This is a genomic window from Clostridium sp. ZS2-4, assembly GCF_026719745.1.
Taxonomy (GTDB): domain Bacteria; phylum Bacillota; class Clostridia; order Clostridiales; family Clostridiaceae; genus Clostridium_H.
This window is the reverse complement of sequence record NZ_JAPPRQ010000005.1, coordinates 1-16,898: the sequence shown is the minus strand read 5'-3', so window position 1 is coordinate 16,898 and position 16,898 is coordinate 1. Positions and strand designations below refer to the sequence as shown.

Sequence of the window (16,898 nt, the reverse complement as noted above, 5' to 3'; positions counted from 1 at the left end):
TCTTTTAGCACTATAGTTTCCATATAAAATCCTCACATAAATTCTTTTTTCTATTATTTTGGATTTTTATATAGGTTTATATTAATGGTATTTTAATACATGTATTTTCTAAAGTGAAACTTATATACAACAATATTTTTTAATTAAAATTTATAATACTGCAATATAAGCTTGTCTAATTCTTGACTTACCTTAACTATTTCATCTTCTCTATGTAAATTTTCTGTTTTCGTAATTAATGAATTTAATATTCCTCTCTTTTCTTCAATATTCATTTGCAAAAAAACTGCTTCATTTAATCTCATGATTTATACACCAGCTTTCTTTATTCTTTTCATCTTATTGCATATTATAACTTTTTTTATAATATTTGTAAATTTATAAACAATCACAAATATTTTCAACTCAATATTTGTTTAAAAGGGAACCTTATAAAAAATAAGACTATGTTTTAAATATAGCAAAAAATACTGACCTAAGACATGTTCTTAGATCAGTATTTTTCATATTATATATATGGTGCACTCGAAGGGATTCGAACCCCCGGCCTTCCCCTTAGGAGGGGGACGCTCTATCCAGCTGAGCTACGAATGCATATTTACTTTTACCATAATATTTTATTGCAGTTTTTTAATAATGTCAACCTCTCATACACTTCATATGGTTATTATTATAAATTTTAATTAATTTTACAATTAGTTCATTAATTAAATGAGAATAAAAGAGTATAATATAAGTGTAGTCTTTGTTACATAATTTTATAGGGGGTATGTGTTATGATGGATGAAATAAAAAATATAATTTTAGCTGGTATAGGATCAGCAGCTTACACCTATGAAAAAGCAGCCAAGTTAATTGATGACATGGTTGAAAAAGGGAAACTAACTATCGATGAAGGTAAAGAATTATCTCAGGAATTAAAAAGAAATTTAACAGATAAGACAAAAGAAGCAGCTAATAAAGTACGACCTGTAACTAAAGACGAACTGAAAGAACTTTTATCTGAAATGAATTTTGCAACAAAGGATGAAATTCAAGAAATAAAAGAAAGACTTTCTAAATTAGAACAAAAATCTGAATAGACTTTAAAAGCCCTAAACTTTTGTTAGGGCTTTTATTAACTACTGAAATGAGGTATATTATGTCTAAAAACTCAGTGCAAAGATTTAGAGAAATAGTCAGAACACTTGCATATCACGGCTTTGGATATATTGTAGACAGTAAAATAAAAAATGATAATAACGCACCTGTAAATTTAAGAAAAGCCTTTGAGGAACTTGGCCCAACATTCATAAAAATAGGTCAAATATTAAGTGCAAGACCAGATATAATTCCTCCTGAATACATAGAAGAGTTATCGAAGCTTCAGGATCATGTTCAAAGTGAATCTTTTTATAATATAAACAAAGTTTTTTATAGTGAATTTAATAAATCTATTGAGGAAATTTTTAAAAGCTTTAATAAAATTCCACTTGCTTCTGCGTCAATAGCTCAAGTTCACGAAGCAGTTTTAAAAAACGGAAAAGAAGTAATAGTTAAAATCCAAAGACCTGAGATTGCTGAAAAAATGGAATTGGATATATCTATATTGCAAAAAATAACCAAGCTAACTAAGATTGGCTTTATAGATGCTCTTATTGATCCTGAAGACGCTTTAGACGAGCTTAGAATCGCCACTGAACTAGAGTTAGATTTTAAAAATGAAGCAAAAAATATTGATAAATTTAGGATTCTAAACAAAAATGTGGCTTCTGTATATGCTCCTTATATTGTACATAGTCTATCCACCAAAAGGGTTATAACTATGGAAAGAATAAATGGTTTTAAAATAAACAATATAAAAACATTAACTGATAAAGGTTATGATCCAGAGGATGTAGGTAGAAAATTAGCTCTTTCTTTCTTTAAACAAGTATTTGAAGATGGATTTTTTCATGTAGATCCTCACCCTGGTAACCTACTGATACAAGACGGTAAGATTTGTTATATAGATTTTGGTCTAGTAGGTAACCTTTCTAAATCCTTTAAAAGTGCACTAAATGATATGCTGATTGCCATGGCATATAAAGATATACATAAACTTATTTCTGTACTCATGGCAATAGGTATAAAAAAAGGATATGTAAATAGGAATAAGCTTTTTGAGGATATTGATTACTTGATGGATAGTTATCTTTCAACTTCCCTAAATAATATACAAGTATCCTCCTTACTTCAGGATATATTTGATACAGCTAAACACAATAACATCAGGCTGCCCAGGGACTTTACTTTATTAATGAGAGGTATAGTAATCATAGAAGGAGTAGTTGCTAAACTCGCTCCAGATATTCAAATATTAGATATAATTATACCTTATGTGAAATCTAACAATAGATTTTCCATACTGGACAATATAGATTTTGATGAAGCCTTAATCAGACTCATTTCTTTTACAAAAGACACTTCTCGTCTTCCAACTAAAATAATAGAATTAACTGACAGTGTAATGCAGGGTAGAGCCAAAGTACAGCTGGAACATAAAGATTTAAGTAAAAATGTAGGTGAAATAAATAAAATGGTAAACAGAATGATACTTGCCCTTGTTATTTCATCAATGATAATATCCTCTTCATTAATCTTGAACACAAATATCGGACCTAAATATCAAGATATCTCCATCATAGGACTTACAGGTTATGGAATCGCAGCTTTTATGGGTTTTTGGCTTCTAATTTCCATAATTCGTTCTAGAAAAATATAAAAATAATATGCAGTAATGTGTATCTCATTTTTATATGGTAAGTAGAGTGAGTGTTCACACTATGTTATAATATAGAATATTAAACTATGTGAGGTTGTAATATGATTAAATATTTTAACAGAAAAACCAAGAGTTACGAAATCGAAAAAGTAGCAGGAGATAAATATCTACATTGGACTTACTCCTCTCCAATAGGTATTAAATTATTAGACCTTTTAATAAAGAAAAGATTATTCTCAAAATTGTATGGATGGTATTGTGATACTAGATTAAGTAAAAGTAAAATCCAAAAATTCATAGATGGCTTTGATATAAATGAAGAAGAATTTAAAGAATTAAAATCCAGCTATAAATGTTTTAATGATTTTTTTACAAGAAAACTTATAAAAGAAGCTAGACCTATAAATTATGATACCAATGTACTTATTTCTCCTGGAGATGGAAGAGTTTTTGCTTATGAGGATATAGATATTCATAAGCTAATACAAGTAAAAGGATTAACCTATAGTCTGACGGATCTGCTTCAAGACCAAGTATTAGCAGAAAAATATTCTGGTGGCTGTTGTATTATATTAAGACTTTGTCCAACAGATTATCATAGATTTCATTTTATAGATAATGGTGTATGTGATGAAACTAAAAAAATACATGGACACTTATATTCTGTAAATCCTGTAGCTTTAGAAAAAATACCTAAATTATTCTGTGAGAATAAACGAGAGTATAGTATTTTCCACTCTGAAAACTTTGGTGATGTAATATCTGTAGATGTTGGAGCTACTTGTGTAGGGTCAATAATTCAAACTTATACACCTTTTAACAAATTTAAAAAGGGTGATGAAAAAGGCTATTTTAAATTTGGTGGTTCAACAACAATTTTATTTTTTAAGAAAGGTAAAATCAATATAGATAAAGATATAATAGAACAAACTAGCAAAGGCTTTGAAACTAAAGTATGTATGGGTGAAAAACTTGGTCTTAGATTATAATTCTAAGACCAATCCTATTTCAGCTTTTATTACTTCTCCACTAAATTGTTCTTTAGCTTCTTTAACCAATTCATCAATATCTCCATATTGAGGCAAATGAGTTAATACTAATTTTCTTACATTTGAATTTGCTGCAAGAGTTCCAGCTTCTCCAGCACATAGATGTCCTTTTATCTGTGCTTTTTGTTTATTAAACAAGCTACATTCACACAAAAACACATCTGCATTCTGTGATATTTGAAGAACACCATCACCCCACTCAGTATCTGCACTATAAGAAAATACTTTACCCTTTTCTTCTAATCTCATACCTAAACAAGGTGAACTATGATTCATCCATTGAAATGTAATACTTAAATCTCCAAAACTGATTTTAGAATTTGTGTCTATTTGATTTGCGATGCAGAAGTTTTTATATGTTAATTCCTGAAATTTTACATCTGAATTATGTGCATATATATCTAAAGTTTTTTTTCTCATTCCTAATTTATATGCAGCTGCTGTCTGATATTGAAAACAATATATATCGGATATGTGATCTGCGTGATAATGTGATAAAATCACCGCATCTATCTTATTCAAATCTATGTAGTTTTGAACTGCTGACAATACTCCTGAGCCACAATCTATTAATATATTATATTCACCACTTTGAACTAAATATCCAGATGCAGCTTGATTTCTGCCTGGAAATGACCCACTACAACCTATAACTGTTATTTTCATATAATTCACCTTCTCATTTAATATATCTTAACATAACATACTTAGATATATTAACATTATCCCCTATTTTAGCTCAAATATTTCTCTTTCTAATCCAATTACACTTGAAGCAATTTCCTGAAGAGATGATACTTGATTTGTTGTTGTATAAGAATTTTAATTAATATGTTATCAAAAAATAATAAAACCTAGCAATCCATTGAGGTTACTAGGTTTCTTATGGTGCGTCGGAGAAGATTCGAACTCCCGACCAACTGGTTCGTAGCCAGCTACTCTATCCAACTGAGCTACCGACGCATAATATATAATAAATCTATATTAACATAGGAATTATAAAAAATCAATATTTAACCATTACTGCAGATCAGGTTTAATCTATTACAATTCCTATGTAATCTAGGATATGAATCCTTCATTAACATCATTAAAAAACACCCAATATTCATTGAGTGTTATGGCGGAGAAAGAGGGATTTGAACCCTCGCGCCGGTTACCCGACCTACGCCCTTAGCAGGGGCGCCTCTTCGGCCACTTGAGTATTTCTCCATATGTCCTACTTTAAACAATAACATTTAGTTAATGGCGGAGAGATAGGGATTCGAACCCTAGGTACGCTCTCACGTACGCCGGTTTTCAAGACCGGTGCCTTAAACCAACTCGACCATCTCTCCACAAGCTACTTTAATATTATAATATATAATATCAAAGTTGTCAATAAATTTTATTTATTTTTTATAATGGCGGAGAGATAGGGATTCGAACCCTAGGTGCGCTCTCACGCACGCCGGTTTTCAAGACCGGTGCCTTAAACCAACTCGACCATCTCTCCTCGTTACGACGATATTAATTATAACAACTTATCGTCGCAATGTCAACTTCTTTTCTGTATTTTATTTATGTTATTTTTTATTTTTTTTCTTGTTATATATATAACAGCAAGTTTATCTTCTAAACCACTATTTTATTTCTGTTCTTCCTGCCATATATGGTCTTAAAGCTTCTGGAATTGTAACTGTTCCATCTTCATTTTGGAAATTTTCAAGTATTGCTGCTACAGTTCTTCCTATAGCTACTCCTGAACCATTTAATGTATGAATAAATTCTGGTTTAGCTTTTGCATCTTCTTTATATCTTATGTTAGCACGTCTAGCTTGGAAATCTTCAAAGTTACTACAGCTTGATATTTCTACATATCTATTATAGCTTGGCATCCAAACTTCTATATCATATTTAAGTGCTGCTGTAAATCCTAAATCACCCTTGCATATCCTAACTACTCTATATGGAAGACCTAACCCCTTTAGCACTTCTTCTGCATCATTTGTTAACTTTTCAAGTTCTTCATAAGATTGTTCTGGTTTTGCAAACTTAACAAGCTCTACTTTATTAAATTGGTGCTGACGTACAAGTCCTCTTGTATCTCTTCCTGCTGAACCTGCTTCTGCTCTAAAGCATGCACTATATGCAGCATGTTTTATTGGAAGTTCATCTCCATTTAATATTTCATTTCTATAAAGATTAGTTACTGGAACTTCTGCTGTTGGTATTAAGAAATATCCATTGTTTTCTACTTTAAATGCATCTTCTTCAAATTTAGGTAATTGTCCTGTTCCTGTCATACTGTCTCTATTTACCATATATGGTGGAAGTATTTCTGTGTAGCCATGATCTAATGTGTGCTTATCTAAGAAGTAGTTTATAACTGCTCTTTCAAGTCTTGCACCCATTCCTCTGTATACAGTAAATCTTGACCCAGTAATTTTACCAGCTCTTTCAAAATCCAGTACACCTAAATCTACACCTACATCCCAGTGTGCTTTCGCTTGAAAATTAAATTCTCTAGGTTCTCCCCATTTTCTTATCTCTACATTATCTTCATCAGTTGCACCATCTGGAACATTTGGATTTGGAATATTAGGTATTCTTAATAGTATGTATTTTATCTTTTCATCTACTTCGCTAAGCTCTACATCATGTTCTTTTATTTCATCAGAAAGCTTTTTCATTTCAGCCATTACACCACTTACATCTTTTCCTTCTTTTTTAAGCCTTCCTATTTGAGTTGATTCACTATTTCTTTTGCTCTTTAGCTTTTCAACTTCAACTAATATTTCTCTTCTTCTTTCATCCAGAGCTACAACATCGTCTATTAATTTGAAGTCAAAATCTTCTCCTCTACCTTTCATTTGTTCTTTAATCTCTTCTGGATTATTTCTTATTCTTTTTAAATCTAACATTTTTTGTACCTCCTAATATTTATTTTATTCTTATATCCGATAACTAAAAACTCCAATATCCTTTAACTTTAATCAGTTAGATTTCTTATCAGGACTCCTTTGTTCTTATACAAACAAAAAAGTCTTTTCATTCCTACTTTACAGTAGGGACGAAAAGACTCCGCGTTGCCACCCTAGTTGATTTATATATCTATAAATCCTCTTATAATATTAACGGCCTTTAGCCGTATTGCTCATCACAATCCCTCAGAGGTGGATTCACCAAACAACTGATATCGATTCACACCATCCATCGACTCTCTTAAATCACCTATATAGCTACTTTCCTCTTCAACAGTTTAAATATTAATTTTTTAATTAATTATAATTATAATATCAGAAATTGTCAATAAATTATTTTAATTTGCTATGTTTTTAGCACAAATTATATCTACACCTGTATTTAAAATGTTCCTGCATATAACATCGCCTATCTTTAATGGAGCACCAACATGAATTCTACTCAACGCTTTAGAACACTCTATTAATAAACTTTTATCAATGGGCTCACTACTTTTTACAGGAGCCACTTTATATTTAGACCCTTTTATTCTCACAATAGATGTGAAAATTTCTCTAGAATTTTCCATAACACATGCCCCCAAATAAATTCTAACTTACATCTCATCAAATTCCTTTATTCTATTTAACAGGATTTTAGAATTTTTAGAGTCCTTAACTATATCAGTTAAATTTTTATTAGTCTCATTTGCTAAAATAGATATTATCTTACTAAAGCAATGAGCACCTCTACATCTTCCCGAACCAGCCCCAGTTCTTCTCTTTATTCCTTCAACAGTACGTGCACCTAAAGGTCTTCTTATTGCATCTATTATTTCTCCTTCAGTAATCAAATTACATACACATACAATTTTACCGTATCTTTTATCTAAATTAATAATTTTTTGTCTTTCTTCATTTGACATCTCTGCAAACTTGTATATTTCTCTCCTCTTATCATTAAAGTCACTTTTTATTTTGCAATTTAAATTGCTTACTACAGTTTCGCAAATAATTTTTCCTATTGAAGGTGTCATAGTAACTTCCGCATAGTTTTTACCTGTAACTTTTATATATCCTTTATGAACCAAACTATCATCTATTACTATAGTATCATCATAAAAAGGAGCCTCATAAAAAGTATTGATATCTTGAGGTTTTAATCCATTAATTAAATATTTAACTTTTTTATAACACTCTTCATAACTTAAAGCTTCTTTAGTCTTTATTGCAGCTATATAATTTCCCTGTACAGTAGGGCATACAGATAAAACTTCATCCTCATTATAGCTAAAAATCATATTGGAAAAATAACCTTTAAAACTCTTTTCTATTAAAAAATATTTAAGATCCCCTACTTTTTCACATACACTCTCTTTAAATCCATCAATATTATAGTCTTCTGGTGTAGTGTTTATAACCATTTTACATGTAAACTTATTTTTATTTGTTTCTACCTTAAATCCTTTATTAATGTTTTTAATATTTTCTACAGTTTCTTCAAGTTTAAAAGCTACTCCATTATCAAAAGCTACTTCTCCATATGCAATACCTAGCTCATATGGGCAAATTACCCCAGTATTTTGAGAGTATAAAGCTTTATTTACTTTAATATTTAAGTTTGGCTCTAATTCATAAGCATACTTACCATCTAAAAGTGCTATATTAGATATTCCTCTTTTGATAGCTATATTATACATCTCTTCTAATTTTTTTTCTTCTTTTTCATTTTGCGCTACTATTAAAGAAGTTTGTTTTTTATATGGAATATTAAACTTTGAAGATAAAGTATCTATTATTTCATTTCCCATAAATTCTAACTTTGACATAATGTTATTATTACACTGTATACCATCATATATTATAGCTGAATTAACCAAAGCTACATCATCTACTATGTCGTAATCCTTCTCAATAAGCGCAATATTTAAGCTGTACTTTGATAATTCATAAGCTACAGCACATCCTATTAATCCACCACCTAATATAAGAACGTCATAATCCATAATGCTCCTCCTACGTAACTTATATTACTCATATAATTTACTTTAGTATAATTAATGTCTATATTTTTTATCTTCTTATATTATAATCTTTTTTTGTATGAATGCACAAATATATTCCTCTCTTTATTTAAATAAGATATTCAACTAAATCTAAATTCCTTATTTATACATCAATTTTTCTCTTTTCATATAAATATAAGATTTCTCTTATATTTTCCTTACTTATTGGTTTAGTTAAAATATTATCAATATTTTCCATATTTTTCTCTTTAAAATCACCAATCCATCCTGTCATGAGACAAAAATACGTATCACTGTTTATTTCCTTTACTCTTTGTGCAATTTCCAATCCACTTACATTTGGCATCAAAAAATCTGATATTACAATATCATAATCTCTTTTATTCAATTCTATTTCTATTTCTTCCAAGCTTTCTCCATTAATCTTCTTCACTTTACATTTAGCTATTGACTTTATTATATCTCCAACTATATTCCTTATATTCACTTTATCATCTATAACTAAAACATTTCCTGAAAAACCAATGTGTTTTTCATTATTATTTTTATTATCATAATTAAGCTTCTTATCTGTTTTACAAGTTGGTAGCTTTATTTTAAAACAAGTTCCAACATTCTCTTCACTTTGGATATCTATCATTCCTCCCAAAGACTGTACTATGTTATATGATATACTTAGTCCAAGACCACAACCCTTATCACCTTTAGTTGTAAAAAACGGACTAATCACTCTTTTTTGTATTTCTTTACTCATTCCGTTTCCATTATCTTTTATCTCTATAACAGCATAATCATTTACACTCTCATTTGATATTTCTATCTTTCCCCCTAGAGGCATTGCATCAATCGCATTTGTTATCATATTTATAAAAACTTCTCTAAGTTCTGTAGAATTTCCTTTAATTTTAGCATGAGAGTTCAATTTAGTAACTACATTTATCTTAACTCCATTCAATATACTTTCTGTTAACCACTTATTTTGAGTTAAATCAACTGCATTCATTATAACTTCATCTAAATCAAAAATCTCCACTTCATTGATATTATTATGATTCTTTGTTAATTTTTTAACTTTATTAGCTATGTTGCGACCATCATGTGCACACATTTCTATAATATCCAACTGCTTTAATATAGTCTTATCATCATATCTATCTCTTAATAACTGAACTGAACCTATAACAGGTGTTAATATATTATTTATATCATGAGCAATACCTGCTGTCATTTCTCCCATCGCTCTAAGCTTCTCATTTTCAATAAGTTTATTTTCAAGTTGAAAAAATCTTTCTTGTTCTCTTATAATGTAAAATACTGTTTTGCAAATAGATTCTAAATACTCCATACTATTTTCAACAGTTTCCTTGTTACTCTCATATCTACCTATCCATACTATGGCATTAATATTTTCTTCGTATTCTACACTAACTCCAACTATAGATATTATTCCTAAATCACGTAATTTATTTTTTAAGATTTCATTACGTTCTTTATATGTATTTATTAATATACTTTTTCCCGTTTCCACTATTTTATTATTATATTCATTTTGAAATTTGATAAACTCTATATCATTCAGCAAATAATGTCCATGTTTTTCAGTTATTCCAAAACAATTATCTATAGATAATATATTTTCTCTTTCTTTAGACGGCATATACATTATACAAAAATCTAAATCACATAACTCTCTTAATTTATGTATTATTTTATTTTTAAATTTATCTTTGTGAAAATTCATAGGAGTATTACATATTGTTTCATTGAATAAACCTAAATTAGTATTTTCACTTTTAATTTCCGCATAAGATTGAAGAAAATAAGTAGCCTTTTCAAACTCATCTTTTTCACTAAAAATAATATGTTTTTGCTTATGACAAACTGTCAAAACATCAAAAGTATTACATAACTTATTTAGCACCTCTATATTACATTTTGCATTATCTGTGTATACTACATTCTTTATTCCTTTATTGCAGCAGTATTGTACAATCTTTTCTGCATAATAATTCAAATTATGTAAATCCTCACATTCCTTAATTAAATTCTTTAGATTAAGTAAAATTCTAAATTTACCCTGTATATCAGATATTTCATTTAATATTTCTAAAAATCGTTTATGATTTATATTATCAGTATTATACCTCTTTATTATTATTTTCTGTAAGTTTATATACTTAATTAAATATCCTATATTATCCGTAAATATAGTTTCTAAATATTCATATTGTATATTGTCCGTTAAAATAACAATTTTCTCTCCATTGCTCAATCCGTCCAAAATATACTCTTCAATAAAATCAGGAAAATTATCCAAATCAAGTTTTTCAGCGTTTATACATATACAACTGTTAAATTCCATAAACTTTATCACCTCTACAAATGCAATACTAAGTAATATATTCTACATATTTCCATAATTCCCTTTGTTTTTGCAAAATTTTATATAAACAACAAATTTCTATATAATCTTTTACGAAATTTCAATTAATAAGTATTTTATTTATCATATTTTAGATTAAATAGAATATTATTATCTTATTTAATCTCCTTAAATATACATATATATACATTATATATGTATATATTACAAATTTTATGAGCTAAAACTATATCCTCACTCATCATATACTGAATTTACATTAATACTTGGAGATATAATTTTTCAATTAAATAGTAAAAATAAAGAAAGCATATGCTTTCTTTATTTTTACTATTGCCTATCTGCTATTCCAAAGTATTTAATATTTTGCCTAGTTCATTTATATATTGTCCATATTTAGACCAATCACCATTTTTCTGAGCTTCTAAAGCTTTATTATACAAATCCTTAGCCTGTTTCACAGCAGTATTTACTTTACTGGTAATATTTTCTTTTACTGTATCACTAGGTTTATCCTTTTTATCATCATGATTAAATAGCTGCTTAAGTGCCTCTTCAATATTTTGTGCTAAAATCATTCTGTCTCCATAAGACACAACTACTCTCTTCATCTCAGGTATACTTCTTTCACCTTGAGCTCTTAGATACAGTGGTTCAATATATAATAGAGAATTTTCTACTGGAATAATCATTGTATCTCCAAATTGTACTTTAGATCCTTCCTTGTTCCAAAGAGATAATTCCTTTGATATAGTAGTATCCTGATTTATTTTCTGCTTAAACAGTATTGGACTATTAACTGTTTCTGAACCTGATGGAAATTTATATAATACCAATTTCCCAAAATTATCTTTATCCATTCTTGCTCCAAATAAAGCTATCATATTTTCCCTTTGGTACTGATTAAAATATTCAATTAAAACCATTTCTTCTTCTTTTTCACCAGGTAATTTCATAATTACATATGATGCTTCATTTATAGTATTCTGTCCTTCTACCTGCTTTTGATTTTTAGCTATATCCCATATATTTGTACTTCCAAAGAAGGAATCTGCATTGTTAACATGATATTTTTCCATAACCTTACATTGGCTAATAAAATAGTCTTCCGGATATCTAAAATGTTCTTTAAATCCTTCTGGAGCATCCTTTATATCTTTAAACAGCTTAGGAAAAATCTTTGCATAGCTATTAATTACAGGTTCATTTTTATCCACTATATAAAAATCTGTAGTACCATCAACAGCATCTATTATTACCTTTACTGAGTTTCTTATATAGTTAACACCATTTATAGGTTCTGAGAAAGGATATCTGTCAGATGCTGTATACCCATCAATTATCCAATACATTCTTCCATTATTAATTACCATATATGGATCATTGTCATATATCAAAAATGGTGCTATCTTTCTAACTCTTTCAATTATATTTCTGTGTATTAAAATTTTACTATCATTAGTTATATCTCTTGATAATAAGAAATTCATATCATTTTTATTTATAGAAAACATTATTCTATTTAAAAAGTTCATCTTTATTCCAGCGTTACCCTCATAATTACTTCCGGCATTTTCTCCGCTTTCTTTTGGATAATCTAATTCTTTTAAATTAGTATTTACAACAGCATATTCATTTGTTTTTTCTCCAAAATAAATTCTTGGATTGTCAAGTTTTATACCTGAAGTATTTTGGATAGGCATGTCTTTCATTATGAAATCTGGTTTACCATCACTAGTAACAGAATTAACCTTACTCATAACTACTCCATATCCATGAGTGTAGATTAAATGTTTGCTTTGCCATGTATTAGCCTTATCTTTAAGCTTTTGATAATCTACTTCTCTTGGAGATACAAATACTTGTGTATATCTACCATTTATATTGTATCTGTCTATATCCATATCATTAAATCCATAGTAATTCTTCTTACTTTCAACCTGATTGTAAAATTCTAAAGCGGGAGAAACAGAGTTTATTTTAATATTATCTATAGTATCTCTATTTCTTTCTACAGCTTGTTTATCTAGGTTGTTCTGTAAAGGATATGACTTTTGCTCAATATTATCAATGCCAAAAGCTTTTTTTGTGTACTGAATATTATAGTCTATAAAAGGAGTTTCTAATCTTTTTTCATTTGATTTTACAACAAAGTTCTGCCATACTCCTGAAACAATCCCTTCTGAAACTATCAATACTACAATTAATGCTACTGATATAATTATTGGCTTAACTTTTGCTTTTAAAACACTTACAAATACTATAACCGCAGAAATTAATGCAACAATGACTATTACTTTATAAAATTTAAGTGTAACATTAGTATCAGTATAACTAGCTCCAAAAACAACTCCTCTTGGGGAATAAACTAAGTTCCAAGACTTTATTGAATAACCAAGAGATATACAAAGTAACACAAGTGCCCCAACAACAGCTAATTGTTTTCCTGCAAACTTTGTAATTCCACTTTTAAAGCTAGTAAACTTTGATGTGTTAATACTGCCTTGATGCCTATAAACTATTTTATCTCTAGCATTCATTCCCAAATATATTAAAACAGTTATTACTACTAAAAACATTAAAAGTGACATAACTGCTTCATAAATTGACTGAATTAAAGGTAATTTAAATACAAAAAATGATATGTCTTTGTTGAAAATTGGGTCTTTTATATTAAATTCAGACGCATTAGCAAATTGTAGTATTCTATACCAATAAGTTGATGCGAAAGAAAAAGAAATAAAAATGGACACTATTAAATCTACTACTATAAAAATCTTTCTTTCCATTTTATCCTTTATAGAGTCTACTTCTACTACAGTCTTCCATCTGATAATACTTTTTTTAATACTCTTATAATAAAACCATATAGCTGCATAGCACACTATAAAAATCGGTATCATTAGTTTTACAGTAGCAGTTACCTTTGTAAAGTATACAGATAAATAGCCAACTTCACTAAACCACTTTATATTTATTGTGAAATTAACAATTTGATTTAAAAATACTGTTATTAAAACTAAAATAACAATCCCCCATCCAATTACGTTTCTTTTTTTCATTACTTCACCTCTTATCCATTCTTAATATTTTCCCTAAAGTAGAATACTTTGTGTCTATTGCTCCCGTAGGACATAATTCCTGACAGCAAAAACATCTTATGCATCTACTCATTTCCCACTTAGGTATTTTCTTATTTCCTTTGTTTATCATTGTTATTACCTTTGGGTCTTCTGGACAAACTTCTCTACATCTTGAGCAGCTGATACATTTATCTAGTATTAGACTTGGATTTGGTGCTATCATTCCTCTTAAAAAATTAGTAACTGCTGGACTTATAAAATAAAAATTTCCACCTTTTCTACAAAGCTCAAATTCTTCTGGTTTCATACTTTGTATGGACTCACCTAACACCTCTATTTCATTTGGAAGAACTGTACCCCACTTACTATCATATGCTTCTTTTAAAACAGGAGTCTCAAGTGGATTGTCATATCCAATAAGCCTTGCAGCTACAGAATCAACTGCTGTAATGCTTTTTCCCATTATGATTGTATCCATCTTTTTAGGATGTCCATTCTTAGGTCCATTTCCTTGCATTGCAATAATTCCATCTAAAATAGCAAAATCTGTATGAACTAAAGTATTTAAATCTAACAGCATCTTACAAAAATTATTTGCATCTGGCATTCTAGTGTGCCATGTAGCCTTTTGAGTTCCAGGTATACAACCAAATTGATTTTTTATTGCTGCTGTAAAATATGCCATAGCATGAGTTTTAAGCTTTGGAAGAGTTATGAGCACATCTGATTCATAAGCTACTTTTGCTACATTCCAAGATTTACAAAGAATAGAATCTTCAAGCTTTATATGAACACCGTCTTTAAATTCATCAAATTTAACATCATATTTATTAGCAACTTCCATAAGTCCTGATCTTTCTGCAGCTTTTCTTGAATCTCCAAAACCAGGGGAATCCCCAAAAGTTATATTACTAGAGTAATCCTTTAATATTCTTACTACAGCTTCAAAAACCTTATAATTTGTAATTACAGGTGACTCTTTTCCTTCTATACTAAGCATATTAGGCTTTAAAAGCACTTTACTTCCACTTGGTATTAAATCTCTTAGAAATGAATCTCCTCCTAATAATTCAAATCCCTGCCTAATTGTTCTTTCTAGAATTTCCACATCATATTCACTGCATTTTAAAAGAGCAACTTGTTCTTTTATAGCCATACAATTTACCCATCCTTTAATTTTTATTTTAGAAATCTATTTATTTTCCCTCAATACTCTTCAATGAGATATCCTTTACTTTTCAACTCTTTTACTATATTATCTATATTTTCTTCACTTTCTGCTTCTATAGTATGTAAATGTACTCCTTTAGTAAGTGACAAAAGCGGTTCTGCATCATATTCTTCTACTTTCTTTACAAAGCTTTGAATATCATATAAAGTTTTTATCATAAGCATAGCTCTTATCTCCCCATAAACAGGATGTTCAACAATCACATCTTTTACTGTTCCTCCATATTTAATAATACACTGTAACTCATCATGTATGTTTTCCCTACTATGTGAAAAAGGTAAAACTCTTTGTATATTTATTTTTTCGTTCTTTGGCATTAAATATCCTTCTGGTGTAGCAATTATATCTAATCCTTCTGCTCTTAATATAGCTATATCTTTAACTATAACCTGTCTTGTTACATAAAGTTCTTCTGCTATATCCTGACCTTTTTTAGGAGTTGTGGAATTTCTTAATAAATTTTCAATGTACTTTCTTCTTTCTTTTGCATTCATTGTATCACCGCCTGAATCCATGTTTTTATATTATATGTTTACTAATTTTGATTATCATATTGTTTTAAAATATTTAGTTCCTTATCTCCTATTATATCATTATTATGATGATTTTTTACTAAATATAGTAACCTTTCATTATATCCATACCCTTTCAAAATTTTATATCCGTTTTCACCATGATTATAATAACTATCTATTATTTTAATATTTTCATACCTTTTCATTTTATCTTTAAATAAATTATCTAATATAACCATAAGGGACCTTTCTAATAAGTTCAATGGTTTACTTATTTTACCTATATCGTGAAGTAACGCTGCTTTTATTAATCTTTCATTTGTAGAGTATATTTTTTTTACGTCTTGTGCTATTTTTATGGAATGTCTTTGATCATAAACAGCTAATTTAGCAAATAAATTAATTTCATCTTGATTAAGATATTCCCTTATAAATTCTTTATCCTTTGAACTTATTGTTGAAGTTACAGCCCAATAAAATTGTTTTATTCTGTATAGAGACATTTGCTATTGCCCCTTTCTGTTGATTCTCAAATGAACTTATTGTTGAAGTTACAGCTAATATTATACTACATAAAGTGTAACTAAAATTCAAATGGAATTATTAATCAATATTTTCAAAAAATAAATAAAGACAGCCTTTTACAAGACTGTCTTTTAANACCCCCTGCGTGCAAGGCAGGTGCTCTCCCAACTGAGCTATACCCCCATATGGTGGACCTTCAGGGACTCGAACCCCGGACCTACCGGTTATGAGCCGGTTGCTCTAACCAACTGAGCTAAAGATCCATTTTTACCTGGCGGCGACCTACTCTTCCACACCGTCTCCAGTGCAGTACCATCGGCGCTTTGAAGCTTAACCTTCGTGTTCGGAATGGGAACGGGTGTTACCTTCAAGCCATAACCACCAGATGCTCTTTGTTTGT

At 29.2% G+C, this 16,898-nt stretch carries 13 protein-coding genes, 6 tRNA genes, 1 rRNA gene and 1 other annotated feature; of the genes, 3 read left to right on the top strand and 17 right to left on the bottom strand.

Annotated elements, in window-relative coordinates; all coding sequences use genetic code 11:
- Window positions 1-143 precede the first annotated feature (143 nt).
- Together OIO11_RS00380 and OIO11_RS00375 are read right to left on the bottom strand one after the other, a co-directional pair.
- The gene (locus tag OIO11_RS00380; protein WP_268069351.1) at window positions 144-275 is read right to left on the bottom strand and encodes an aspartyl-phosphate phosphatase Spo0E family protein; all 132 of its coding nucleotides are present in this window, start codon (window positions 273-275) and stop codon (window positions 144-146) included.
- A 242-nt stretch (window positions 276-517) separates the two neighbouring features.
- Window positions 518-594: transfer RNA gene (locus OIO11_RS00375), tRNA-Arg, on the bottom strand.
- 182 nt (window positions 595-776) lie between these two features.
- On the opposite strand from OIO11_RS00375, the gene OIO11_RS00370 reads away from it, so the two are divergent.
- From OIO11_RS00370 to OIO11_RS00360, 3 genes are all read left to right on the top strand, one after another.
- Complete coding sequence (locus OIO11_RS00370; RefSeq protein WP_268069350.1) at window positions 777-1,082, top strand: phasin family protein; 306 nt, start codon at window positions 777-779, stop codon at window positions 1,080-1,082.
- A gap of 59 nt (window positions 1,083-1,141) precedes the next feature.
- On the top strand, window positions 1,142-2,743 hold the full coding sequence (locus tag OIO11_RS00365; RefSeq protein WP_268069349.1) for an ABC1 kinase family protein: 1,602 nt from the start codon (window positions 1,142-1,144) through the stop codon (window positions 2,741-2,743).
- A gap of 101 nt (window positions 2,744-2,844) precedes the next feature.
- Entirely contained in the window at window positions 2,845-3,732 is an 888-nt protein-coding gene (locus tag OIO11_RS00360) for a phosphatidylserine decarboxylase (RefSeq protein ID WP_268069348.1), read from the top strand.
- Here the strand turns inward: OIO11_RS00360 and OIO11_RS00355 are convergent.
- From OIO11_RS00355 to rrf, 15 genes are all read right to left on the bottom strand, one after another.
- Complete coding sequence (locus OIO11_RS00355) at window positions 3,727-4,458, bottom strand: MBL fold metallo-hydrolase (RefSeq protein WP_268069347.1); 732 nt, start codon at window positions 4,456-4,458, stop codon at window positions 3,727-3,729. The genes OIO11_RS00360 and OIO11_RS00355 overlap by 6 nt on opposite strands.
- Window positions 4,459-4,678: 220 nt before the next feature.
- Window positions 4,679-4,755 (bottom strand) — tRNA-Arg (locus OIO11_RS00350).
- A gap of 158 nt (window positions 4,756-4,913) precedes the next feature.
- A tRNA-Ser gene (locus OIO11_RS00345) sits at window positions 4,914-5,004 on the bottom strand.
- A gap of 34 nt (window positions 5,005-5,038) precedes the next feature.
- A tRNA-Ser gene (locus OIO11_RS00340) sits at window positions 5,039-5,129 on the bottom strand.
- 67 nt (window positions 5,130-5,196) lie between these two features.
- Window positions 5,197-5,287 (bottom strand) — tRNA-Ser (locus OIO11_RS00335).
- A gap of 127 nt (window positions 5,288-5,414) precedes the next feature.
- A complete protein-coding gene (serS, locus tag OIO11_RS00330) occupies window positions 5,415-6,695 on the bottom strand; it encodes a serine--tRNA ligase (RefSeq protein ID WP_268069346.1) in 1,281 nt (426 codons plus the stop codon).
- A 142-nt stretch (window positions 6,696-6,837) separates the two neighbouring features.
- Window positions 6,838-7,038, bottom strand: a binding site (T-box leader).
- A gap of 55 nt (window positions 7,039-7,093) precedes the next feature.
- Window positions 7,094-7,324, bottom strand: a complete 231-nt coding sequence (locus OIO11_RS00325) for a DUF1667 domain-containing protein (protein ID WP_268069345.1) — start codon at window positions 7,322-7,324, stop codon at window positions 7,094-7,096.
- Between the two features lie 27 nt (window positions 7,325-7,351).
- Window positions 7,352-8,740, bottom strand: coding sequence for an NAD(P)/FAD-dependent oxidoreductase (locus OIO11_RS00320; RefSeq protein WP_268069344.1), 1,389 nt, complete (start codon window positions 8,738-8,740; stop codon window positions 7,352-7,354).
- A 163-nt stretch (window positions 8,741-8,903) separates the two neighbouring features.
- The gene (locus tag OIO11_RS00315; protein WP_268069343.1) at window positions 8,904-11,123 is read right to left on the bottom strand and encodes an ATP-binding response regulator; all 2,220 of its coding nucleotides are present in this window, start codon (window positions 11,121-11,123) and stop codon (window positions 8,904-8,906) included.
- 365 nt (window positions 11,124-11,488) lie between these two features.
- Window positions 11,489-14,206 (bottom strand): UPF0182 family protein, encoded by a 2,718-nt coding sequence (locus tag OIO11_RS00310; protein WP_268069342.1) that lies wholly within the window; start codon window positions 14,204-14,206, stop codon window positions 11,489-11,491.
- Between the two features lie 4 nt (window positions 14,207-14,210).
- Window positions 14,211-15,383, bottom strand: coding sequence for a DUF362 domain-containing protein (locus OIO11_RS00305; protein WP_268069341.1), 1,173 nt, complete (start codon window positions 15,381-15,383; stop codon window positions 14,211-14,213).
- A gap of 50 nt (window positions 15,384-15,433) precedes the next feature.
- On the bottom strand, window positions 15,434-15,952 hold the full coding sequence (locus tag OIO11_RS00300) for a transcription repressor NadR (RefSeq protein ID WP_268069340.1): 519 nt from the start codon (window positions 15,950-15,952) through the stop codon (window positions 15,434-15,436).
- A gap of 41 nt (window positions 15,953-15,993) precedes the next feature.
- Window positions 15,994-16,476, bottom strand: coding sequence for an HD domain-containing protein (locus OIO11_RS00295; protein WP_268069339.1), 483 nt, complete (start codon window positions 16,474-16,476; stop codon window positions 15,994-15,996).
- 208 nt (window positions 16,477-16,684) lie between these two features.
- Window positions 16,685-16,761: transfer RNA gene (locus OIO11_RS00290), tRNA-Ile, on the bottom strand.
- A 6-nt stretch (window positions 16,762-16,767) separates the two neighbouring features.
- Window positions 16,768-16,884 (bottom strand): 5S ribosomal RNA (gene rrf, locus OIO11_RS00285).
- Window positions 16,885-16,898 lie beyond the last annotated feature (14 nt).